Below are 23,475 nucleotides of genomic sequence, written 5' to 3' on the forward strand. Positions count from 1 at the left end.
GACAAGCGGCATGTAAACCGGCACCCGGTGACGCGTGAGGCCAGTGGCCTGGGCAATGGACTTCTTGTCGCGGAATTTGAGCTAACGAACTCGCCGTACAAGCCACTAGAATAGCGGGACATTTTTTCAGGAGGTGGCCGATGCAGGCTCTCGACGCTTTGCTCAACCGTGTTTCCGTCCCGCGCCTGGTGGACCCGGCGCCTACCGCTGAACAGCGCGAGGTCATGTTCGCCGCTGCGATGCGGGCTCCGGATCATGGCCAGTTGCGGCCATGGCGTTTTCTGACGGTCGAAGGGCAGGCGCGTCATCGCATGGGCGAGCTCCTGGCCGAAGCGGCACGGTTCAATGATCCGCTGGTCGCCGAAGCCGTCGTGGAGAAAGCGCTCAACGGCCCCCTACGCGCGCCGCTGGTTGTGGTGGTAATTGCACGGTTGCAGGACCATTTCAAAATCCCCAAGTCAGAACAATTGCTGGCGGCCGGCTGCGCGGCCCACGCAATCCTGCTGGCGGCGTATGCCCAAGGGGTGGGCGGAGTCTGGCGGACCGGTGAGCTGGCGTATTCACCTCATGTGGCCAAGGGGCTGGGCCTTGAGGACGGGGAAGAGGTGATCGGTTTTCTCTACCTGGGGACGCCGCAGAAAGAAGCGCGCACGGCGCCGAAGGCGGAAACGGCAGAGTTTGTCAGCGAGTGGACTGGCTTGTAGGAGCTGCCGAGCGAAGCGAGGCTGCGATCTTTCCCCATCCCCATTGAGTTCCGAGCGAAAGGTCAGGATCAAAAGATCGCAGCCTCGCTTCGCTCGGCAGCTCCTACATGTTACTTGCACACGTCAGCAATCGCCTCCGCCAGCAAATCCAGGCGCGTGGCATCAATGCCGGCCACGTTGGCCCGGCCTGTGCCGACCATGTACACGCTGTGACGTTCGCGCAGGTGCCTGACCTGTTCCGGCGTCAGGCCGGTGTAGGAAAACATCCCGCGTTGTACGCCGATATGGGCGAAGCGCTCACGCAAGCCGTGAGGTTCGAGCGCTTCCAGCAGGCCGCTGCGCAACTGCGCAATGCGCAGGCGCATGGTCTGCACTTCGTCGGCCCACAGGCTTTTGAGATCCGGGTTGCCCAGAATCGTCGCCACGACGGCTGCGCCATGATCCGGCGGCGTCGACCACAGGTTGCGGGCGATGTTCGCCAGTTGGCTGCGGATGTCCACCAGTTTGTCGGCATCGCCGGCGCAGACGATCAGCGCGCCAGTGCGGTCGCGGTACAGGCCGAAGTTCTTCGAACAGGAACTGGTGATCAGGATTTCAGGCAAGCTTTGGGCAAACAGCCGCACGGCCCAGGCATCCTGCTCCAGCCCATCGCCGAAGCCTTGATAAGCGAAGTCGATCAACGGCAGCAGGTTGCGGCTGCGCATCACCTCCAGCACCTGGCGCCATTGCTCCTGGGTCAGGTCGAAACCGGTGGGGTTGTGGCAGCAGGCATGCAGCAGCACCACATCGCCCTTGGGCGCCTGGCTGAGGGTCGCCAGCATCGCTTCGAAATCCAGGCGATTGTCGGTGCCCACGTAGGGGTAATGGCTGGTCTTGACCCCGGCAGTGGCGAAGATGGTTTCGTGAATCGGCCAGGTCGGGTTGCTCAACCATACGCCGCGGCCCGGCAGGCATTGGGCAATGAAGTCGGCGCTCAGGCGCAGGGCGCCGGTGCCGCCCGGCGTCTGGGTAGCACCGGCGCGTTTGTCCTTGATCAGCGTCGAGTCGGCGCCCAGCACCAGTTCATTGATCAACTGGCCGAACGCGGCGTCGCCATGACCGCCGATGTAGGTCTTGGTGCTCTGGCGGTCCACCAGGCGCTGCTCGGCCTGTTTGACTGCCGCAAGAATCGGCGTCAGGCCTTGGGCGTCTTTATAGACGCCCACGCCCAGGTCGAACTTGCCCGGATTGCTGTCTGCCGCGTAAGCCTCCATCAGGCCGAGGATCGGATCGCCGGGCACCCGGCCGATGGCATCGAAATGCATTACTTGCGGCCCTCGGCGGTCTTGGCCACGTCATCGGTGCGGGCGGCCATGATGAAGTCATTGCGGTGCAAACCTTTGATGGAGTGGCTCCACCAGGTCACGGTGACTTTGCCCCATTCGGTGAGCAGGCCCGGGTGATGACCTTCGGCCTCGGAGATTTCCCCGACGGCGTTGGTGAAGGCCAGGGCGTGCTTGAAATTCTTGAACAGGAAGACTTTTTCCAGTTGCATCACGCCGTCGCGCACTTCGATGTTCCAGTCCGGGATCTGCTTGATCAGTACCGGCAGTTCTTCGTCGCTGACTTGTGGAGCGTCGGCGCGGCAGGCTTCGCAATGGGCTTGGTTCAGAGTGTTCATGGTGTGTTCCCGGATCGAATATTTGAAAAACGTCGATGCACTCACGCTAAAGCAAAGCCGCGTTGTGCAACAGACTCAATTGAGATTAAAAGACGCGGTTCACGCAGCTTTTGGCGGAAATTTCGGAGCGTGCAGGCCCAGTTCGCGACCGCGCTTGACCATGCCCATAATGTCTTCGTGGGCCAGGTCGAACAGTCGCTTGAGCTCGGGGAGCACGAAATACACCGGCTGCAGGATGTCGATGCGATACGGCGTGCGCATGGCTTCCAGCGGATCGAAGGCTTGATGCTCCGGCTCGTCCGACAGGCAGTAAACGGTTTCTTTGGGCGAAGACAGGATGCCACCACCGTAGATGCGTCGGCCTTGCGGGGTTTGCACCAGGCCGAACTCAATGGTCATCCAGTACAGGCGCGCCAGGTAGACGCGTTCTTCCTTGGAAGCCTGTAGGCCGAGTTTGCCGTAGGTGTGGGTAAATTCGGCAAACCAGGGGTTGGTCAGCAGCGGGCAGTGGCCAAATATCTCGTGGAAAATGTCCGGCTCTTGCAGGTAATCCAGTTCTTCGCGGGTACGAATAAACGTCGCGACTGGAAACTGCTTGCTGGCGAGCAATTCAAAAAAGGTCTGGAAGGGGATCAGCGCCGGTACCCGGGCGACTTGCCAGCCGGTGGTTTCGCCCAACACCTTGTTGATTTCACCCAATTGCGGGATACGGTCGTGGGGCAGGCCCAGCTTGTCGATACCGTTCAGGTACTCCTGGCACGCACGGCCTTCGATGACTTTGAGCTGGCGGGTGATCAGCGTGTTCCACACCGCGTGTTCCTCGGCGGTGTAGTGGATAAAACCTTGCGCATCGGGCTCGCGGGCCACGTATTGCGTCTGCTTCATGCTGCTCTCCTGCTGATTTCCCTCTGGGGGACGGCTTGTTTGTTGTTATGTCCAGCGATGCATTAGAGATAACCCGAAGCAGGCGTCGGCGCAGCGACGAGACGCAGAGATCAGTCTCTGATAAAGGCCAATAACGTAAAGTTTTCGTTACGTATCGGCTGGCGTGGCGATGTTCTGGAGATTTTCGAGTGGGAATCGGCCTACAACTGTCACATAATCTTGACGACTATTTGCGCGCCACTGCAGAAATTCTTTGTGGCGAGGGAGCGTGCTCCCGCTGGGGCTGTGCCGTAGGAGCTGCCGAAGGCTGCGATCTGTTGGGACTCAAGTGTTTTGGAAAAGATCGTAGCCTCGCTTCGCTCGGCAGCTCCAAGCGGGAGCGAGTGCCCTCGCCACGAATTCCTAATACACATCGGGTCTTTTTATGCGCATCAAAGTCCATTGCCAGAACCGCATCGGCATCCTGCGGGACATTCTCAACTTGCTGGTGGAGTACGGCATCAACGTCGCCCGCGGGGAAGTGGGTGGTGAGCACGGCAATGCGATTTATCTGCACTGCCCGAATCTGATCAACATCCAGTTTCAGGCGCTACGTCCGAAGTTCGAAGGTATTGCCGGGGTGTTCGGCGTCAAGCGCGTCGGGTTGATGCCCAGTGAGCGCCGGCACATGGAGCTCAACGCGCTGCTCGGCGCCCTGGAATTTCCGGTGCTGTCCATCGACATGGCAGGCTCCATCGTCGCCGCCAACCGGGCAGCGGCGCAGTTGCTCGGGGTGCGAGTGGACGAAGTGCCAGGAATCCCCCTGTCCCGGTACGCCGAGGATTTTGACCTGCCGGAGCTGGTGCGGGCCAATCAGTCACGCATCAACGGCTTGCGAGTCAAGGTCAGGGGCGATGTGTTCCTGGCGGACATCGCGCCACTGCAATCGGAGCACGACGACAGCGAGGCCATGGCCGGTGCGGTGCTGACGCTGCATCGGGCGGACCGGGTCGGCGAGCGCATTTATAACGTGCGCAAGCAGGAGCTGCGCGGCTTTGACAGCATTTTCCAGAGTTCGAAGGTAATGGCTGCGGTGGTCCGCGAGGCCCGACGCATGGCGCCACTGGATGCGCCGCTGTTGATAGAGGGCGAAACCGGCACTGGCAAGGAGTTGCTGGCTCGCGCCTGTCACCTGGCGAGTCCGCGCGGGCAGTCTCCGCTGATGGCGCTCAATTGCGCGGGGTTGCCCGAGTCCATGGCCGAGACCGAACTGTTCGGCTATGGCCCCGGTGCTTTCGAGGGCGCCCGTGCCGAAGGCAAGCTCGGTTTGCTGGAGCTGACCGCCGGAGGCACGTTATTCCTCGACGGGGTGGGGGAAATGAGCCCGCGCCTGCAAGTGAAATTGCTGCGCTTTTTGCAGGACGGTTGCTTCCGTCGTGTCGGCAGCGATGAAGAGGTGTACCTGGATGTCAGGGTGATCTGTGCAACGCAGGTGGATTTGTCCGAACTCTGCGCCCGAGGGGAATTCCGTCAGGATCTGTACCACCGCTTGAACGTCCTTTCGCTGCACATCCCGCCCCTGCGCGAATGCCTCGACGGCTTGATGCCGCTGGTGGAACATTTTCTTGACCAGGCCAGTCGGCAGATTGGTTGTGCGCTACCGAAACTGGCCCCGGCGGCGATGGACCGTCTGAGCCACTACCACTGGCCAGGCAACGTTCGGCAGCTGGAAAACGTGCTGTTCCAGGCCGTTTCCCTATGTGACGGCGCAACCGTGAAGGCCGAGCACATCCGCCTGCCGGACTACGGCGTGCGTCAGCCCCTGGGGGACTTTTCCCTGGAGGGCGGGCTGGACGACATCGTCGGGCGATTCGAGAAAGCGGTGCTTGAGCGGCTGTATTCCGAACACCCCAGCAGCCGACAACTGGGCAAGCGGCTGGGGGTTTCCCATACCACCATCGCCAATAAGTTGCGTGAGTATGAGGTCGGTAAGGAACCTGGGATGTAATCCGTTATTTGTGGCGAGGGGATTTATCCCCGCTGGGGCGCGAAGCGGCCCCCGATATTCTGTCTGACACACCGCGCAAGCAGGCACAGTTTGGGGCCGCTTCGCAGCCCAGCGGGGATAAATCCCCTCGCCACAAGTATTCGTGAGCCTGCCCATCCGGTCATCCTTTGCCTTGCAGCGGCATGACACCGCCGGTTTTTCGTCTTCGATACATTTCCCCAAATCCCTTCAAGAACCCGCAAACCCTTTGTTTGTGCGGCTCGACGGCGCCAGAAAAAAGTTGGTCTGCAAATTGCTTAGTGCTCAGCAGTACAGCAGTGGACGGCAAACGTCCGGCATGCAGAGGAACGACAGTGGACAAGTACCTTTATGTGGCAATGACCGGCGCCAGCCAGAATGCACTGGCGCAGCGGGCCCATGCCAACAACCTGGCGAACATCTCCACCAACGGTTTTCAGAAGGACCTGGAACAGGCTCGTTCGATGCCGGTGTTTGGCGACAGCTTTCCGGCGCGGGCATTTGCCATGTCCGAGCGTCCAGCCACCGACTTCACCCCTGGCGCGCTGGTGGAAACCGGCCGCGACCTCGACGTGGCAGTCAGCGGGCCGGGCTGGATGGCTGTGCAGAACCCTGAAGGCGGTGAAAGCTACGTGCGCACCGGCAGCCTCAACGTTGACGCCCTGGGCGTGCTGCGGGCCGGCAACGGTATGCCGGTAATGGGCAACGGTGGTCCGATCGCCGTGCCGCCAGAGCAGAAAATCGAAATCGGCCAGGACGGCACCATCAGCATCCGCGCCATGGGCGAAGGTCCGCGCGTGATGGCTGAAGTCGACCGCATCAAGCTGGTCAACCCGGATCTTCGCAACATGACCAAGGGCCTGGACGGCACCATCCGTACCAAGGACGGCCAGCCTGCACCCATCGACGCCAACGTGCAGTTGGTATCGGGTTTCCAGGAAGCGAGCAACGTCAATGCCGTGGACGAGATGACTTCGGTGCTGGCCCTGGCCAAGCAGTTCGAGCTTCACGTCAAGATGATGAACACCGCCAAAGAAGGCGACGAAGCCATGGCTCGGGTCTTGCAGATCTAATCATTAATTACAGCGTTGCGCCGAAAAACAGGCGTACGAGGAGAATCGAATGCTTCCGGCTCTTTGGGTTGCCAAAACAGGTCTGTCCGCCCAGGACACCAACCTTTCTACTATTTCCAACAACCTGGCGAACGTGTCGACCACGGGTTTCAAGCGTGATCGCGCCGAGTTCCAGGACCTGCTGTATCAGGTCAAACGCCAGCCAGGCGCCCAGTCGACCCAGGACAGCGAACTGCCGTCGGGCCTGCAAGTGGGTACCGGTGTGCGCATCGTCGGCACCCAGAAAAACTTCAACGCCGGCAGCCTGCAAACCACCGAGCAGCCGCTGGACATGGCGATCGACGGTCGCGGTTTCTTCCAGATTCTGCAGCCCGATGGCACCACGTCCTACACCCGTGACGGTACGTTCCACCTTGACTCCAATGGCCAGATTGTCAACGCCAGCGGGTTTGCGCTGGAACCGGCCATCATCATTCCGAATGATGCCCAAACGTTCACCGTGGGCCGCGACGGCACCGTGTCCATCACCGTGGCGGGCAACCCGGCCTCTCAGGTGATCGGCAACCTGCAGACTGCTGACTTCATCAACCCGGCCGGCCTGCAAGCGGCGGGTAACAACCTGTTCCTGGAAACCGCGGCCAGCGGCGCGCCACAAGTCGGTACGCCAGGCCTGAACGGCTTCGGTACCACGCTGCAGAACACCCTGGAAACGTCCAACGTGAGTACGGTGGAGGAGATGGTCAACATGATCACCACCCAGCGCGCCTACGAGATGAACTCCAAGGTGATTTCCACCGCCGACCAGATGCTCTCGTTCGTTACGCAGAATCTGTAATCACGTCTATAAGGCGGCCTGAGGTCGCCTGCAACACCAAGAGGTAGGGTCATGAATCGCTTCGTATCTGTTCTGGCACTGAGTGGGATTACCGCGCTCGCGGGCTGTGTCGCGCCAACGCCCAAGGCCAATGACCCGTATTACGCTCCGGTGTTGCCGCGCACACCGTTGCCGGCCGCCGCCAACAATGGTTCGATCTACCAGGCCGGTTTTGAGCAGAACCTGTACAGCGACCGCAAGGCTTTCCGGGTCGGGGATATCATCACCATCACCCTGAACGAGCGGACCCAGGCCAGCAAGAACGCCAACTCGCAGATCGACAAGACCAGCGAGACCAGCGTCGGCCTGACGTCGTTGTTCGGCTCCAGCCTGACCACCAACAATCCCATCGGTGGCGGGGACCTGAGCCTCAACGCCGGTTATGGCTCCGACCGGGCTACCAAGGGTGACAGCAAGTCTGGCCAGAGCAACAGCTTGACCGGCTCGATCACGGTGACCGTCGCCGATGTGTTGCCCAATGGCATCATCGTTGTGCGGGGCGAGAAGTGGCTGACCCTCAACACCGGTGACGAACTGGTGCGTATCGCCGGCATGGTTCGCGCCGATGATATCGCTACCGACAACACCGTATCGTCGACCCGTGTAGCCGACGCACGTATTACCTACTCGGGCACCGGTGCCTTTGCCGATGCGAGTCAGCCAGGCTGGTTCGACCGTTTCTTCCTCAGCCCGAAGTTCCCTTTCTAGGTGGCCCAGTTGAATCTCAAGCGGTTGAATCTCAAGCAGCTGTTGATGGGCGCGTTTCTGCTGACGGCGGCCTTCACCGCTCAAGCCGAGCGTCTGAAGGACATCGCCAGCATTTCCGGCGTGCGTTCCAACCAGTTGATCGGTTATGGCTTGGTCGTGGGTCTGAACGGCACGGGTGACCAGACCACCCAGACCCCGTTCACCCTGCAAACCTTCAACAACATGCTGTCGCAGTTCGGTATCAAGGTGCCGGCGGGGTCGGGCAACGTGCAGTTGAAAAACGTCGCGGCGGTGTCGGTCAGTGCCGACCTGCCGGCGTTCGCCAAGCCCGGGCAACAGGTGGATATCACTGTTTCGTCCATCGGTAACTCCAAGAGCCTGCGCGGCGGCACCCTGCTGCTGACGCCGCTCAAGGGTATCGACGGCAACGTCTACGCCGTCGCCCAGGGTAACCTGGTGGTGGGCGGCTTTGACGCCGAGGGGCGCGACGGTTCGAAGATCACCGTCAACGTTCCGTCGGCTGGCCGCATTCCTGGTGGCGCGTCGGTGGAACGTGCGGTACCGAGCGGTTTCAACCAGGGCAACAGCCTGACCCTGAACCTCAACCGTTACGACTTCACTACCGCCAAGCGCATCGTCGACAAGATCAACGACATGCTTGGCCCAGGCGTGGCCCAGGCCATCGACGGTGGTTCGGTGCGCGTCACTGCACCGCTGGATCCGAGTCAGCGGGTCGACTACCTGTCGATCCTGGAAAACCTCGAAGTCGATCCGGGCCAGGCGGTGGCGAAAGTCATCATCAACTCGCGTACCGGCACCATTGTGATCGGCCAGAACGTCAAGGTTTCACCCGCTGCGGTGACCCACGGCAGCCTGACCGTGACCATTACCGAAGACCCGATCGTCAGCCAGCCTGGACCATTGTCCAATGGCCAGACCGCCGTGGTGCCCCGTTCGCGGGTCAATGCCGAGCAGGAAGCCAAGCCGATGTTCAAGTTCGGCCCGGGCACTACCCTGGATGAAATTGTCCGGGCGGTGAACCAGGTCGGCGCGGCGCCGGGCGACTTGATGGCGATTCTCGAAGCCTTGAAGCAGGCCGGCGCGTTGCAAGCCGACCTGATCGTGATTTAAGGAACGAGCCATGGATATGCGCAAGGGCGCTTTGATCAGCGGGGATTCGGGTTCCTACTCGGACCTCAATCGCCTGAACCAGCTCAAGGTCGGCGACAAGAACAGTGACGGCAACCTGCGCAAAGTGGCGCAGGAATTCGAGTCGTTGTTCATCGGTGAAATGCTCAAGTCCATGCGCGCGGCCACCGAGTCGATGGGCAAGGACAACCCGCTCAATACCGCTGAAGCCAAGCAGTACCAGGAAATGTACGACCAGCAGTTGGCCGTTTCCATGTCTCGCGAGGGCGGTGGTATCGGCTTGGCCGACGTGCTGCTGCGCCAGATGTCCAAGAACAAACCCCTGGTGTCAGGCGAGGCGGCAACACTGGCGGCCGGCAAGCAGGAGCAAGCGTTGGACGAGGCCGTCAAGGCCCCGGTGCCGACGCCCATTGCCGCCGGAACATTACCCGACGGGCCATTGTCGCGCTCCAACGGCCAGCGTCCGTTGTGGGCTTCGCGGGCCGTGAGTGCGCCGCAAGGGGCGGGCGAGGGCGTTCATCGCAACGACATGGAATTGCTCAACCAGCGCCGCCTGGCCTTGCCGCCGAAACTGGCCGACCGTCTGCTTGCCGGGCTGGTGCCTTCGGCTGCCGCAGCGCCTGACGTCAAGGCGCAGAACATATTGCCGGATCGTGCCATCACCGCCGTCAAGCCTGCCACCGGCGAACTGGCCAATGGCGACTGGCTGGCCGCGCTCAAGGCAGCAGAACCGAGCGGATCGATGCAGGTGTACGGTCGCGCCGTGGCGCAGCCACCCCTGGCTCCTGCTCGCAAGGCCTTCCGCGATGCTGATGAGTTCGTCGATGCCATGCTGCCAATGGCCAAGGAAGCCGCAGACCGTATCGGCGTAGACCCGCGTTATCTGGTGGCCCAGGCGGCCCTGGAAACCGGCTGGGGCAAGTCGGTCATGCGTCAGCCCGATGGCAGTAGCAGCCACAACCTGTTCGGTATCAAGGCCAGCAAGAACTGGACGGGCGATTCGGCGCGGGCGATCACCAGCGAATTCCGCAATGGCGAGATGGTCAAGGAGACGGCCCAGTTCCGTTCCTACGCCTCGTATCGCGACAGCTTCCATGATCTGGTCAATCTGCTGCAAAGCAACAGTCGCTATCAAGATGTGCTGAAGTCGGCCGATAACCCGGAACAGTTTGTGCGTGAGTTGCAGAAGGCCGGTTACGCCACCGACCCGAACTACGCCAGCAAGATTTCGAATATAGCCCGGCAGATGACCAGTTACCAAAACTACGCTTCGGCTGGCGCCACTACGACTTTATAAGGTCTGAACCATGAGTTTGCTCAACATCGGGATGTCGGGTCTGTCCGCAAGTCAGACCTCATTGGTGACCACGGGTAACAACATTGCCAACGTTGATACCGCCGGTTATTCGCGTCAGCAGACTGTGCAGACCACCAAAGCGTCCAATCAATACGGCAACGTGTTCATCGGCTCCGGCACCACCCTGGCCGATGTGCGCCGGGTCTATAATTCTTACCTTGAAGCGCAGTTGAAGACCACGACCTCGCTCAACAGCGATGCGGCGGCCTATCAAGGGCAGATCACCCCGCTCGACTCCCTGCTCTCGGACAGTGGCACCGGTCTTAACGGCGCCCTGACCAAGTTTTTCGCGTCGGTGCAGAACGTCAACGCCAAGCCGGGTGACGATGCGTCCCGTCAGTTGTTGCTCAGCGATGCCCAGGCCCTGAGCAACCGTTTCAATTCGGTCGCCAGCCAGTTGACGGAGCAGAACCAGAACATCAACGGCAACCTGTCGAGCATGGTCGATCAGGTCAACAAACTGGCCACCACCGTTGCTCAGTTGAACAAGAAGATCGCCGAAGTCTCCAACTCCGGCGGGGCTCCCAACGATCTGCTCGATGCCCGCAACCAGACCATCCTCCAGCTCTCGGCGTTCACCGGTACTCAGGTCGTGGAGAACGGCAGCAGCCTGGACATCTACCTGGGTTCCGGCCAGCCGCTGGTGATGGGCAATACCGTCAATACCCTGCAAACCGTGCCGGACAAGAACGATCCGGGGCGCCTGGGGATCCAGCTCAATAGCGGCTCCAGTGTCATGGACCTCACCCAGGTACTCACCGGTGGCGAGATCGGCGGCCTGATGCGCTATCGCAGCACCGTGCTCGACCCGGCCATGAATGAGTTGGGCCGCGTGGCCCTGGTGGTCGCCGACCAGATGAACGCGATCCAGGCCTCCGGCATCGACAAGAACGGCGCCTTCGGTTCCAACCTGTTCACCAACATCAACAGTGCCGCGCAGATGAGCCAGCGCAGCATTGCCGCGCTGGACAACAGCGCCGGTTCCGGCAACTTCAACGTGGCCATCAAAGACACCGGCGCGCTGACCACCAACGATTACAAGGTGACGTTCACCAGCGGCACCGACTACACGGTCCAGCGCCTGCCCGACGGCACTTCGATGGGGTCGTTCAATACCGCAACGACGCCGCCGCCGGTGATCGACGGTTTCTCGATGACCTTCGCCAATGGCACCGCTGCCGCTGGTGATTCGTTCAAGATCACCCCGACCCGCAACGCAGCGACCAGTATCAAGACCGAGATGACCGACTCCAAGCGGCTGGCGATTGCCGCCCCGCTGGGCGCCGCCATCGTGCCGGGCGGCAGCGGTACGCTGACCATTCCGGCCAGCGGCCAGCCGGCCATGACGTCGCAGCTGGATATCTATGACGAAGCCACCACCACCATCATCCAGAACGGCATCAAGACCTCGATGCCAGTCAAGGTGGTCTTCGGCGCGACGTCCGCCGACGGCACCAGCCAGGCTTATCAGTTGCTCGATGCCACGGGCGTCGAGATCAGCAATGGCACGATCAAGCCCGGCCAGAGCAATACCTTGAGCCTGAGCGTTCCGCTCAAGGATGCCAGCGGCAACCCGATCATGGATTCTTCCGCACCGCCGGTGCAGCGTACCGTCACCTTCGACATGTCGATTGCGGGCGCGCCGTCCAACGGCGCCGCGATCGATGTGAGCGTCAGCCAGGCCGGCAGCCTGGACAACCGTAACGGTACTGTCCTGGCCGGTTTGCAGACTGCCAAGACCGTGGACACCGGTTCCGCCAGCAAGGGTATTTCCCTGGGCGATGCCTACGGCAAGCTGGTGGAAGGGGTCGGCTCCAAGGCCGCCCAGGGCAAACTCGACAGCGCCGCCACCGGTGCGATCCTGGATAACGCCAAAGGCGCTCGCGACTCGCTGTCGGGCGTGGACCTGGACGAGGAAACCGGCAACCTGGTCAAGTATCAGCAGTACTACACCGCGTCTTCGCAGATCATCAAGGCTGCGCAGGAAATCTTCAGCACATTGATCAACAGTCTTTAAGGAGTCGTAGCCCATGCGAATTTCTACCGCCCAGTTTTACGAATCCACGGCTGCGAACTATCAGAAAAACTTCGCCAATGTGGTCAAGACCAGCGAAGAGGCCAGCAGCCTGGTGCGCATCAATACCGCCGCCGATGACCCGGTAGGGGCTTCGCGTCTGCTGCAATTGGGCACGCAGGCCTCGATGCTGGCCCAGTACGAAACCAACGCCAACACCATCAAGGCCACCCTGGGCACCACTGAAGCGGTGATGACCAGCATTGGCAACGTGCTGCAACGCGCCAAGGAATTGGCCGTCGGTGCCGGCAACGCTGGCTACACCGACGCCGACCGCCAGGCCAACGCCTCCGAGCTGGCACAGATCGAAGAGCAGTTGCTCAGCCTGATGAACAGTAAGGACGAAAACGGCAAGTACATTTTCGCCGGTTCCAAGGGCGACACCATCCCGTTCACCCGTAACACTGATGGCAGCTACAGCTACAACGGTGACCAGGTGACCCTCGACCTGCCAGTCGGCGACACCATGTCGATGGCCACCAACAGCACCGGCTGGGAAGTGTTCCAGCAGGCCGTCAACACCAGTCGCAGCCAGGTCACCATGACCGCGCCGGCGGTGAATGATGGTCGTGTAGTGCTGTCCGACGGTCAGGTCTCGTCCAGTGTCAGCTACAACAGCAAATTCCGCAGCGGCGAGCCGTATACCGTTGAATTCACCAGTGGCACGCAACTGAGAATCACCGACTCCGGCGGCAACGACGTCACCGCCGAAGCCAGCCAGGGCGGCGCTTTTGACCCCACCAGCAAAAGCGGTCAGGCAGTGCAGTTCCGTGGCCTGGAACTGACCTTGAACATCAATCTGCAAACCGGTGATGATGCCAATACCGTGTTGCCAGGCCATACCTTCACCCTGGCCGCCAAGCCGGACACCTTTGTCGCGACCCGTAGCCCGGGCAACCCGACCGCCGTCCAGGTCACGGGGAGCGAGATCACCGACCCGGTGGCGTATCACGCCAGTTTCCCTACCGGTTCGGCCGTATTGAAGTTCACCAGCGCCACCGATTTCGACCTGTACGCCGCGCCGTTGACCGCCAACAGCCAGCCGGTGTCCAGCGGCACTCTGGCCGGCAACGTGGCCACCGCCTCGGGTGTGAGCTTCACACTCGACGGTACGCCCGGTGCGGGCGATCAGTTCAGTATCGCGGTCAATACCCACGAGACCCAGAACATTCTGGACACCGTGAACCAACTGAAAACCGCGTTGAGCACGCCGACCAACAACGATCCGATTGCGCTGCAAAAGCTGCAGGCTTCGCTGGCCTCCGGTATTGGCAACCTGGCCAGCGGCACCGATCAGTTGTCCAGCGCCTTGAGTTCGGTAGGTGGGCGTGGTCAGGCTCTGGAAACCCAAAGCGACACGAACCAGAGTCTGTTGTTGGCCAATAGCCAGACCCAATCGTCGATTCGTGATTCCGATGCGGCTGAAGTGATGACGCGCCTGACCTTGCAGCAGACCATGTTGCAGGCCTCGCAACTGGCTTTCAGCAAGATCGCCCAACTGGGCCTGTTCAACAAGATCTGAGCCGGTATCGACCGAGCCGCCAACCGTCTTTTTTAAGCGGTTCCGGGGCTTCGGCCTGAAAAGGCCGGGGCCCGCCGCTCGAGAGTTTTCACCGTGAAATCATTGCCCCTCGTCAGCATCGTCATTCCTGCGTACAACCCCCGGTTCTTCGACCAGGCACTGCTCAGTGCCCTTGCCCAGACTTACGCACAGATCGAAATCGTGGTTTGCGACGATTCGCCTGGCGATGAAATTCGTCGGATAGTCGATTCCTTCACTGAACCGTCCCATCCGATCCGCTATCTGCGAAATCCGCAGCGGCTGGGGCTTCAGGGCAACCTGTTGCGCTGTGTCGAGGAGGCCAGGGGCGAGTTCATCAAAGTGCTGTGTGACGATGATCGGCTGTTTGCGCCGAGCATTGCCATGCAGGCCCAGGCGTTGATGGATCATGCTGATGTCAGCGTTGTGTTCGCGCTTCGGTTGTTGTGTGACGCAGGTAACTTCATCCTGCCACCCCGTGTGGACAATTGCCGCTTCTCGCCCAACGATGCCCTGCTCAAGGGCGATGACATGCTGGCGATTTTCGAGAGCACGCTGACCAATTTCGTTGGTAATTTCAGTTCCGCGCTGATGCGCCGGGCCGATGTGCTGGAATTGCTGCCGGCGCTCCTTCAGGACGGTGCCGGTTTTGTCGCTTTGCTCGACTTTGCTTTGTTCGTCTGCCTGATGCGTCGTGGCAACTTGATTGCCTTGAATACCGTGTTGAGTGTCGAGCGACTGTACCCGGAGCGTTTGAGCAAGACTCCGGAAATGCTCAAGGCCGCGAAGGCAGAAGGGGGGTGGCTGGCGCAAATGCTTGTTGCGCGCAGCGGCGAAGCGGCTCCGGCCTCGGGTTGGGTGCGCTGCATCGATTTGAACAAAATCACTGACCAGCCTCATGCCTGGCAGGAACTCTGCGTAACCCGCGTGCTGGGCAACCGCAATACCGTCGTCAATGGTCGGGTAGGTGCGCAAAGTGAGAGCTACGCCGACTTTTACCGCGAGTGGCTGAGCGTCCGCCAGTTCAGCGAGGTTGAGCGGCGTGTCATGCCCGCGCGCATCGATAGCTGGTCGTTTCAGCCGAACATCGTGCCTGTGATCATCGATGCTCTTGGCGATGCGACGTCGCTTGCGGCGACGTTGCGTAGCATCAAGGGCCAACTGTATCGCGCCCAGGCCGTGGTGGTGCTTTCCGATGCGCATTGCGAGGTCGACGAGCGAGTGCTGCAGTTGCCTTATCAGGCCGATTGGCAGCGTCAGCTCAATGCCATCATTCCACAGCTGGAAGGCGCGCACTGGTTTTACCTGCTGCGAGCGGGCGACGTTTTGCGCGATTCGGCATTGCTGATCCTGGCCGAGCGCGTGGCCGGGAGGCAGGGCATCCTTTGCGTCTACAGTGATGAAGGTGCGTTGGTGGACGGGGAGTCCTTCGAGCCGGTATTCAAGCCGGACTTCAACCTGGACCTGATGCGGGCCTATCCTTATGTTGGCCGAACCTTGGCTTTCGAGCGTGAGCGGTTCATGACCGCAGGCGGCTTCGAGCCGGCCCAGGGTGAACTGGCGCCCCACGATCTGCTCTGGCGCCTGGTGGAAGAGGCCGGCCCTCAGACCATCGAACACATTCCGGAAATCCAAGTCGAGTCGGCCCTGAGCTTCGCCCAATGGTTGTCGCTGCCCGAGGTCATTGAAGGCAATGCCCGGTTGGTTGGCGCGCATCTGGATCGTATCGGCATCGAACACAAGATCTCACCGGATACGATGCCGTTGATCAATCGCATCAACTATCGACACGGTGCACGTCCGCTGGTGTCGATTATCGTGCGTACCGGTGACTCGCTTGCGGCGTTGCAACACTGCACCGAAAGCCTGATCGAGCGTACTGCCTATACCCATTATGAAATCCTGATCGTCGACAGCGGCGTCCAGGATCCGGCCATGCTCGACTGGCTGGCGAACATGGCTCAGTTGGGGGCGAGCATGCTGCGGGTGCTGCGTCATGTCGGCGAGGCCAATGACGCCGCTGTGCGTAATTTTGCCGCCAGCCATGCCCGTGGTGAATACTTGCTGCTGCTCAGTACGCACATTATCGTTCGCGATAATGATTGGCTGGACGAGATGATCAATCATGCCCAGCGACCTGAGGTCGCGGTGGTAGGTGCCAGGATCCTCAGCCCTCAAGGCGCCCTTGTTGGCGGCGGGCAGATTCTCGGGTTGGCCGGGCCGGTGGGGACGCCGTTCTATGGTGAGTCAGCGGCTTCCCGGGGCTATATGCAACGTTTGCACACGACCCAGAACTGGAGTTCGGTGAGCAGCGACTGCCTGATGGTGCGCAAGCAGGTTTTCGATGAACTCGGCTACCTGGACGAAACGTCCTTTACCCTCGGTCTCAGCGATGTCGACCTGTGCTTGCGCGCTGGCCAGCACGGCTATCTGGTGGTTTGGACGCCTTACGCCACCTTGATGAAAGTCGACCCTCAATCAAGCGTTGTCCGGCCCGATGAAACCACGTTAATGGAGCGCGAACACGAAATCTTCTCTCGTAGGTGGTTACCGCAGATTGCCCGGGATCCTGCCTACAATCCTGCGCTGAGCCTGGGAGCATCGAGCTTCAGCCTGGAGCCTTCGCTGCGCAACAACTGGAATCCGTTCTACACCCGCGCGTTGCCACTGGTGCTTGGCTTGCCGGTCAACGCCACCGCGGTCGGCCATTATCGTGTCACGGCTCCGTTGGCCGAATTGGAGGCTGCGGGACGGGTGATTGCCCGAGTCGCCTACGAGTCGCCTTCGACCGTAGAAGTCGAGCGCTTGTCGCCGGATACGATCGTCTTGCAGGGGCGCTACAGTGAAGGTGCTGCTGGCGATATCCTGAGGATGAAGAAGTATTCCAATGCCCTGCGGATCTTCGAGCTTGACGATTACGTCGTCAATGCGCCCAAGAAAAACACTCATGCGCGCAACAAGCCGGTCAATATCGAGCAGATGCTGCGCGAAGGGATCGGATTGTGTGATCGCGTTGTGGTGACGACGCCGTCGCTCGCTGATGCGTTGTCCAGCATGCACCATGAGATCCGTATCGTGCCCAACATGCTGCCGCCCAAACCATGGAGTCGGTTGACCAGTCGTCGCGGTACGTCCTCCAAGCCTCGGGTGGGTTGGGGAGGTGGGACAAGTCACAGCGGTGACCTGGAGATCATTGCGGACGTGGTTCGCGAGCTGGCAGACGAGGTGGAGTGGGTCTTCTTTGGTATGTGTCCGGATGCGCTGCGGCCGTACATCCATGAATTCCACCGGTCGGTTGCCTTGAGCACTTATCCTTCCAAATTGGCCAGCCTGAACCTGGACCTGGCCTTGGCGCCGCTGGAGTTCCACATCTTCAACGACTGCAAGAGCAACTTGCGCCTGCTGGAATACGGCGCCTGCGGTTACCCGGTGATCTGCACCGACACCAAGGCCTACGACGGTTTCCTGCCGTGTACCAAAGTACGCAGCAACAGCACCGAGGAGTGGATCGCGGCAATCCGCATGCACCTGGCCGACCCTGACGCCAGCTACCGCATGGGCGATGAACTGCGCGAAGCAGTGCTTCGTGATTTCATGCTCAGTGGCGACAACTTGCAGCATTGGTTGTGGGGCTGGTTGCCGGACTGAGCATGAGCTGTTTGGGCCGGAAGGCCTGTGGCGAGGGGATAAAATTCCCTCGCCACAAAGATCAGTATCCAACCCTGTTCTGATTCAAATCCCCTCCAGCGAGCTGGCGCGTTTCCTGCAAGCCCCCCTCATATCGCCATAAAACGAGCGCTTGCGGCATACCGCGGCGCCCGGATCGGCATCGAAGGTGTAATCCCCGCGCCCGCAAAGCGAAACAACGCTTGGCCGAGCCCGGTGATGGACAAGAGGGGAGACGATGAAGGCAGTTATCTTGGCAGGTGGTCTCGGCACGCGGATCAGCGAGGAGTCGCACCTCAAGCCCAAGCCGATGATCGAAATCGGCGGCAAGCCAATTCTTTGGCACATCATGAAGCAGTATTCCGCCCATGGAATCCACGACTTCGTCATTTGCCTGGGCTACAAGGGCTACGCCATCAAGGACTTCTTCGCCAATTACTTCCTGCACACCTCCGATGTCACGTTCGACATGTGCAACAACCGCATGGACGTTCACCAGAACTACAGCGAGCCGTGGCGCGTGACCCTGATCGACACCGGTGAAGACACCATGACCGGAGGGCGGCTGCGTCGCGCGGCGCGTTATCTGGAAAACGAAGAGGCGTTTTGCTTTACCTATGGCGACGGCGTCTCGGACCTCAACATCGGTGCACTGGTGGATTTTCATCTGGCCCACGGCAAGCTCGCCACGGTCACGGCGGTCCAACCTCCTGGACGTTACGGTGCGCTGGAGCGCGACGGCGATAGCGTCCTGGGTTTCACCGAAAAACCTCGGGGTGACGGCGGCTGGATCAACGGTGGTTTTTTTGTACTCTCGCCCAAGGTCCTGCCTTATATCGCTGACGACCAGACTTCCTGGGAGGCCGAACCGCTGGCGGCGTTGGCAACGGAACAGCAACTGCAGGCGTTCCAGCACGACGGTTTCTGGCACCCGATGGACACCCTGCGAGATAAAAATCATCTTGAGGCCCTGTGGCAAAGCGGGGAGGCCCCATGGAAGCAATGGGGTTGAGTCCGGAGTTCTGGCGCGGCAAGCGAGTGCTGGTTACCGGCCACACCGGTTTCAAGGGCAGTTGGCTGGCGCTGTGGCTGCAAAGCCTGGGCGCGCAGGTCAGTGGCTTTTCCCTGGATCCGGCCACTGATCCAAGCCTGTTCGAGTTGGCCCGCGTAGGCGAGGGCATCGATGATCGGCGCGGTGATTTGCGCGACCTCGGTGCCTTGCTGGAAGTGCTCGCCGACGTGCAGCCGCAGATCGTCCTGCACCTGGCGGCCCAGCCGTTGGTGCGCGAGGGTTATCGCGACCCGCTGGGCACTTATTCCAGTAACGTCATGGGCACCCTGAACCTGCTCGAAGCGGTCCGTCAGATCGGCGGCGTGCGAGCCTGTGTTCTGGTCACTACCGACAAGGTCTATGCCAATCAGGAATGGCTGTGGCCTTACCGCGAAAACGAAGCCCTGGGCGGCCATGATCCTTACAGCAGCAGCAAGGCCTGTTGCGAGTTGCTGGCGCAGTCTTATGCCGCCTCGTTTTTCTCCGCCGATCGTTACGCCGAACACGGCCTGGCCCTGGCCACGGCCCGGGCCGGAAACGTGCTGGGCGGCGGTGACTTCGCCCCTGAACGGCTGATCCCGGACGTGCTCAAGGCCTGGTCGGCGGACGAACCGGTGACGCTGCGTTATCCCCAGGCCGTACGCCCCTGGCAGCACGCCCTGGAGCCGCTGGCCGGTTACCTGCAATTGGCTGCGCGGCTCTTTGAGCAAGGCCCGGAGTTCGCCGGTGCCTGGAACTTCGGCCCCGGCGAGGCTGACATGTGCAGCGTCGGCGAAGTCGTTCAGTTGCTCGCCGAGCGCTGGCCGCTGGCGCCAGGCCTGCGGATCGAACCGAGCGATTTGCATGAAGCCGGCCTGTTGCGCCTGGACAGCAGCCGCGCCCGGCAGTTGTTGGGTTGGCAGCCGCGTTGGTCGTTGCAGCAGTGTCTGGCCCAGACCCTCGATTGGCATTTGGCGTGGCAGAACGGCGATGACATGCGTCAGGTCACCCTCGGCCAATTGAACCTGTACCGAGGCGCGTTGTGAGCGAGTTTTTGTTAAAGGCATTGCCTCTTGCCGGGCTGTTCAGCGTCCAGCACAAACGCTTCGAAGACCAGCGCGGGCATTTTGCCCGGCTGTTCTGCGAGGGCAGTCTGAGCGCGTTCGGCCAACCCTTTCATATCCGTCAGATCAACCATTCCTGCACCCGCGAGCGAGGCAGTGTGCGAGGTCTGCATTACCAGAGCGCGGCGCAACCGGAGGCCAAATTGATCACTTGCCTGCGCGGTGAGGTCTGGGATGTGGCGGTGGATTTGCGCCCCGATTCCGACACGTTCCTGCGCTGGCATGCCGAGCATTTAACGGCGGGTGACGGACGCAGCCTGTTGATCCCGGCCGGATTTGCCCACGGCTTCCAGACCCTGACTGACGATGCCGAACTCCTGTATCTGCACAGTGCCGATTACGCCCCGGAGCATGAGGGTGGCGTGTCGGTCAATGATCCGCGGCTGGCGATTGCCTGGCCGCTGCCTGTCAATAATCTGTCGATCCGGGACAGCAGCCATCCCTTGCTCGATGAGCATTTCGCTGGAGTGCGTGTATGAATTGCCGAGGTTGCGGGACTGCCCTGGTGTTGCCACTGATTGACCTTGGCACGTCGCCGCCGTCCAACGCCTACGTGCGGGCCGACCAACTGGAGCAGGCCGAGCAGTGGGTGCCGCTCAAGGTTGCGGTATGCCAGCAGTGCTGGCTGGTACAGACCGAGGATTACACCCGCGCCGACAGTCTGTTCGACGCCGACTATGCCTATTTCAGTTCGTTCTCCAGTACTTGGCTGGCCCATGCCGAGCGCTATGTGGCCGAGATGGTCGAACGCTTCGATTTGACCCCGGACAGCCGCGTGGTGGAGATTGCCGCCAACGACGGTTACCTGTTGCAGTACGTGGCCAAGCGCGGCATTGCGTGCCTGGGCGTCGAGCCGACCCGCAGCACCGCCGAGGCGGCTCGTGAAAAGGGTCTGGAAATTCGCGAGCTGTTCTTTGGCCGCGATACCGCGTTGCAACTCATGGGGGAGGGTTGGGCAGCCGACCTGATGGCGGCCAATAACGTGCTCGCCCATGTGCCGGACATCAATGATTTCCTCGTCGGTTTCGCCACGCTGCTGAAGCCGACGGGCGTAGCGACGTTTGAGTTTCCGCAATTGCTCACGCTAATGGCCGGGCAGCAGTTCGACACTCTGTATCACGAACATTTTTCCTACCTGTCGCTGACGGCCGTACAAACACTGTGCGAGCGCAACGGGCTGGAAGTATTCGATGTCAGCCAACTGTCGACCCACGGCGGTTCGTTGCGGGTGTTCGTCCAGCGTGCCGATGACGTGCGTCGTCCGGTGCAGGCCACGGTGCAACAGCAGTTGCAGGCTGAGCTGTCTGCTGGCGTGAAAACTTCTGCGTATTACGCCACCCTGGCGCCGGCCGCGGAGGCCATCAAGCATGGTTTGCTGCGCTTCCTGTTGCAGGCCAAGGCTGATGGCAAGCATGTGGTCGGTTATGGCGCGGCCGCCAAAGGTAATACGTTGCTCAACTATGCTGGGGTCAAACCCGACCTATTGGCCTGGGTCGCCGATGCCAACCCGCACAAACAGGGCAAGTACCTGCCGGGCAGTCGAATCCCTGTGGTGTCGCCTGAGCGTATCGCGCGGGAGAAACCCGATTATGTCCTCGTCCTGCCCTGGAACCTGTTGAGCGAAGTCAGCCAGCAGTTGGCCGAGGTTCGCCAGTGGGGTGGGCAGTTCGTGATCGCCGTGCCTGAGTTGACGGTGCTATGAAGGTCCTGGTGACTGGCGCTACGGGGTTCGTCGGCCGTCATCTGGTCCAGGCGTTGCTAGCGCGTGGCTGTGAGGTAAGGGCTGTTGCCCGTCGGGTCGAACCGGCGAGAGCATTGCCTTGGTTCGACCAGGTCGAGTTCGTGGCGGCTGATGTTCACGATGACGCGTTGGACGTCGCGGCGCTGGCCGAAGGAGTCGATGCGTTGGCGCACCTGGCATGGCCTGGGTTGCCGAATTACCACGCACTGTTTCATTTCGAACACAACTTGATGGCTGATTATCGCTTCATCAAAAAGGCCGTCGAGGCAGGCGTTTCCCAAGTGCTGGTCACTGGCACCTGTTTCGAATATGGCCTGCAAAGCGGGCCGCTCGACGAGCAGACTGCGCCGCAACCGGCCAATCCTTACGGCTTGGCGAAAAATACCTTGCGCCTGTTTCTCGAACACCTGCAACGCGAGCATCCCTTTACCTTGCAGTGGGCCCGTCTGTTCTACCTGCATGGCGCTGGCCAGAACCCCAACAGTCTGCTGGCGGCGCTGGACCGGGCGATCGATGCGCAAGCAGCGGTATTCGATATGTCTGGGGGGGAGCAGTTGCGCGATTACCTGCCCATCGAGACTGCGGTCGCCCATTTGGCTGGCCTGCTGCTGCGGCGGCGATTCAATGGCGTGGTCAATTGTTCCAGCGGCGAGCCGGTGTCGGTGCGCGCGCTGGTGGAAGCACACCTGCGCGAGCGTGGTGCCATCCTTCGCCTGAACCTGGGCCAATATCCTTATCCGACTCACGAACCCATGGCGTTCTGGGGCGTGGCTGACCGTTTGCAAACCTTATTGGGAGCCGCACATGACGCGTGAGCTGTACCGGGCCACCGGTCTTCCGGTGCTGCAAAACCGAACCTTTGCCGATGAGCAGTCGGCCAAAGCCTCGGCGTGTGCCGATATGGTACTCGTCCAGGACGAAGTGAGCGGGTTGGTCTTCAACCAGGCATTCGATGCCGACAAGCTCAGCTACGACAGTGATTATCAGAACGAACAGGCCCACTCAGCTCAGTTCCAGCAGCATCTGTCTGAGGTAGAAGGCATCATTGCCCGGCATTTCCGCGCTCAGGAGCTGATCGAGGTCGGTTGTGGCAAGGGTTATTTCCTGGAGCTGCTCAAGCAGCGTGGCTACGCCATCACGGGCATCGACCCGGCCTACGAGGGCGATAACACCGATGTGATCAAGGCGCCGTTCACTCGTGACCTGGGCCTGTCGGCCGATGCAGTGGTGCTTCGTCATGTGCTTGAGCACATCCAGGACCCGCTGAGCTTTCTCGCCGAAATCGCAGCGGCCAACCAGGGCGGACAAATCTACATCGAAGTGCCTTGCCTGGACTGGATCCTGGAGCATCGCGCCTGGTTCGACCTGTTCTACGAGCATGTCAATTATTTCCGCCTTGATGACCTGCGCCGAATGTTCGGCACGGTACATGAGGCCGGACATCTGTTCGGCGGCCAGTACCTGTACATCGTGGCTGACCTGGCTACGTTGCGCCTGACGCCGGAAGAACCCGCGGCGGAACTTGCGTTGCCGGACGGCTTCACTGCCAGTCTCGGGCGCGCGGTGCAGATTATCCAGGCTGCGCCGCAGCAAGGCTCGGCGATCTGGGGGGCTTCGTCCAAAGGGGTGATCTATTCGCTGTTCCTGCAACGCGCGGGTGTGGCGGTGGACTGCGTGGTGGATATCAACCCGGCCAAGCAAGGACGGTATCTGCCCTTGAGCGGCGCGCGTGTCTGCTCACCGGATGAGGCGATGGATACCTTGCCTGAAGGGGCGCACGTGTTTGTGATGAATTCCAATTACCTTGAAGAGATCAAGCGGATGACCGGTGGGCGTTACGTCTACCACGCCGTTGACAGTGCTTCGTTCCAATAACCACGAGATT

At 60.9% G+C, this 23,475-nt stretch carries 19 protein-coding genes; 16 read left to right on the plus strand and 3 right to left on the minus strand.

Features of this window, described 5'->3' with window-relative positions:
* Positions 1-140 precede the first annotated feature (140 nt).
* Positions 141-704, plus strand: a complete 564-nt coding sequence (locus tag BM132_RS20535) for an NAD(P)H nitroreductase (RefSeq protein ID WP_092458363.1) — start codon at positions 141-143, stop codon at positions 702-704.
* A gap of 110 nt (positions 705-814) precedes the next feature.
* Here the strand turns inward: BM132_RS20535 and BM132_RS20540 are convergent, their stop codons facing one another.
* From BM132_RS20540 to phhA, 3 genes are all read right to left on the minus strand, one after another.
* Positions 815-2,008 carry an amino acid aminotransferase gene (locus tag BM132_RS20540; protein WP_092458367.1) on the minus strand — a complete coding sequence of 398 codons (1,194 nt, stop codon included), beginning with the start codon at positions 2,006-2,008 and terminating at the stop codon, positions 815-817.
* Complete coding sequence (locus BM132_RS20545; RefSeq protein WP_003184087.1) at positions 2,008-2,364, minus strand: 4a-hydroxytetrahydrobiopterin dehydratase; 357 nt, start codon at positions 2,362-2,364, stop codon at positions 2,008-2,010. Before BM132_RS20545 ends, BM132_RS20540 begins: the two co-directional genes overlap by 1 nt.
* Before the next feature lie 99 nt (positions 2,365-2,463).
* Positions 2,464-3,249 carry a phenylalanine 4-monooxygenase gene (phhA, locus tag BM132_RS20550; RefSeq protein ID WP_092458370.1) on the minus strand — a complete coding sequence of 262 codons (786 nt, stop codon included), beginning with the start codon at positions 3,247-3,249 and terminating at the stop codon, positions 2,464-2,466.
* 424 nt (positions 3,250-3,673) lie between these two features.
* Here phhA and BM132_RS20555 point away from each other — a divergent pair, with 424 nt between their 5' ends.
* The 15 genes from BM132_RS20555 to BM132_RS20625 all read left to right on the plus strand — a co-directional run bounded on the left by BM132_RS20555 (position 3,674) and on the right by BM132_RS20625 (position 23,465).
* Entirely contained in the window at positions 3,674-5,236 is a 1,563-nt protein-coding gene (locus BM132_RS20555; RefSeq protein ID WP_092458373.1) for a sigma-54-dependent transcriptional regulator, read from the plus strand.
* 353 nt (positions 5,237-5,589) lie between these two features.
* Positions 5,590-6,327, plus strand: coding sequence for a flagellar basal body rod protein FlgF (locus tag BM132_RS20560; protein ID WP_092458376.1), 738 nt, complete (start codon positions 5,590-5,592; stop codon positions 6,325-6,327).
* A gap of 49 nt (positions 6,328-6,376) precedes the next feature.
* Positions 6,377-7,162 (plus strand): flagellar basal-body rod protein FlgG, encoded by a 786-nt coding sequence (gene flgG / locus BM132_RS20565; protein WP_092397493.1) that lies wholly within the window; start codon positions 6,377-6,379, stop codon positions 7,160-7,162.
* A gap of 51 nt (positions 7,163-7,213) precedes the next feature.
* Complete coding sequence (gene flgH, locus BM132_RS20570; protein WP_092397495.1) at positions 7,214-7,909, plus strand: flagellar basal body L-ring protein FlgH; 696 nt, start codon at positions 7,214-7,216, stop codon at positions 7,907-7,909.
* Between the two features lie 45 nt (positions 7,910-7,954).
* Positions 7,955-9,040, plus strand: coding sequence for a flagellar basal body P-ring protein FlgI (locus BM132_RS20575; protein ID WP_177218201.1), 1,086 nt, complete (start codon positions 7,955-7,957; stop codon positions 9,038-9,040).
* A 10-nt stretch (positions 9,041-9,050) separates the two neighbouring features.
* Positions 9,051-10,355 (plus strand): flagellar assembly peptidoglycan hydrolase FlgJ, encoded by a 1,305-nt coding sequence (gene flgJ / locus BM132_RS20580; protein ID WP_092397497.1) that lies wholly within the window; start codon positions 9,051-9,053, stop codon positions 10,353-10,355.
* A 10-nt stretch (positions 10,356-10,365) separates the two neighbouring features.
* Entirely contained in the window at positions 10,366-12,432 is a 2,067-nt protein-coding gene (gene flgK, locus BM132_RS20585) for a flagellar hook-associated protein FlgK (protein ID WP_092458380.1), read from the plus strand.
* Positions 12,433-12,445: 13 nt separating this feature from the next.
* Positions 12,446-14,011, plus strand: a complete 1,566-nt coding sequence (locus BM132_RS20590) for a flagellar hook-associated protein 3 (RefSeq protein ID WP_092458383.1) — start codon at positions 12,446-12,448, stop codon at positions 14,009-14,011.
* A gap of 93 nt (positions 14,012-14,104) precedes the next feature.
* On the plus strand, positions 14,105-17,677 hold the full coding sequence (locus BM132_RS20595) for a glycosyltransferase (protein WP_092458386.1): 3,573 nt from the start codon (positions 14,105-14,107) through the stop codon (positions 17,675-17,677).
* 256 nt (positions 17,678-17,933) lie between these two features.
* Complete coding sequence (gene rfbF, locus BM132_RS20600; RefSeq protein ID WP_076385852.1) at positions 17,934-18,707, plus strand: glucose-1-phosphate cytidylyltransferase; 774 nt, start codon at positions 17,934-17,936, stop codon at positions 18,705-18,707.
* A complete protein-coding gene (gene rfbG, locus BM132_RS20605; RefSeq protein ID WP_092458389.1) occupies positions 18,689-19,771 on the plus strand; it encodes a CDP-glucose 4,6-dehydratase in 1,083 nt (360 codons plus the stop codon). Before rfbF ends, rfbG begins: the two co-directional genes overlap by 19 nt.
* Positions 19,768-20,328, plus strand: coding sequence for a dTDP-4-dehydrorhamnose 3,5-epimerase family protein (locus BM132_RS20610; protein WP_092397506.1), 561 nt, complete (start codon positions 19,768-19,770; stop codon positions 20,326-20,328). The genes rfbG and BM132_RS20610 overlap by 4 nt, the downstream gene beginning before the upstream one ends.
* The gene (locus tag BM132_RS20615) at positions 20,325-21,551 is read left to right on the plus strand and encodes a class I SAM-dependent methyltransferase (RefSeq protein ID WP_092458392.1); all 1,227 of its coding nucleotides are present in this window, start codon (positions 20,325-20,327) and stop codon (positions 21,549-21,551) included. Before BM132_RS20610 ends, BM132_RS20615 begins: the two co-directional genes overlap by 4 nt.
* Positions 21,548-22,405 carry an NAD-dependent epimerase/dehydratase family protein gene (locus BM132_RS20620; RefSeq protein WP_092458395.1) on the plus strand — a complete coding sequence of 286 codons (858 nt, stop codon included), beginning with the start codon at positions 21,548-21,550 and terminating at the stop codon, positions 22,403-22,405. The genes BM132_RS20615 and BM132_RS20620 overlap by 4 nt, the downstream gene beginning before the upstream one ends.
* A complete protein-coding gene (locus tag BM132_RS20625; protein ID WP_092458398.1) occupies positions 22,395-23,465 on the plus strand; it encodes a class I SAM-dependent methyltransferase in 1,071 nt (356 codons plus the stop codon). Before BM132_RS20620 ends, BM132_RS20625 begins: the two co-directional genes overlap by 11 nt.
* The last annotated feature ends 10 nt before the right edge of the window (positions 23,466-23,475 follow it).

It is taken from the genome of Pseudomonas sp. NFACC45 (genome assembly GCF_900113505.1).
GTDB lineage: Bacteria > Pseudomonadota > Gammaproteobacteria > Pseudomonadales > Pseudomonadaceae > Aquipseudomonas > Aquipseudomonas tehranensis.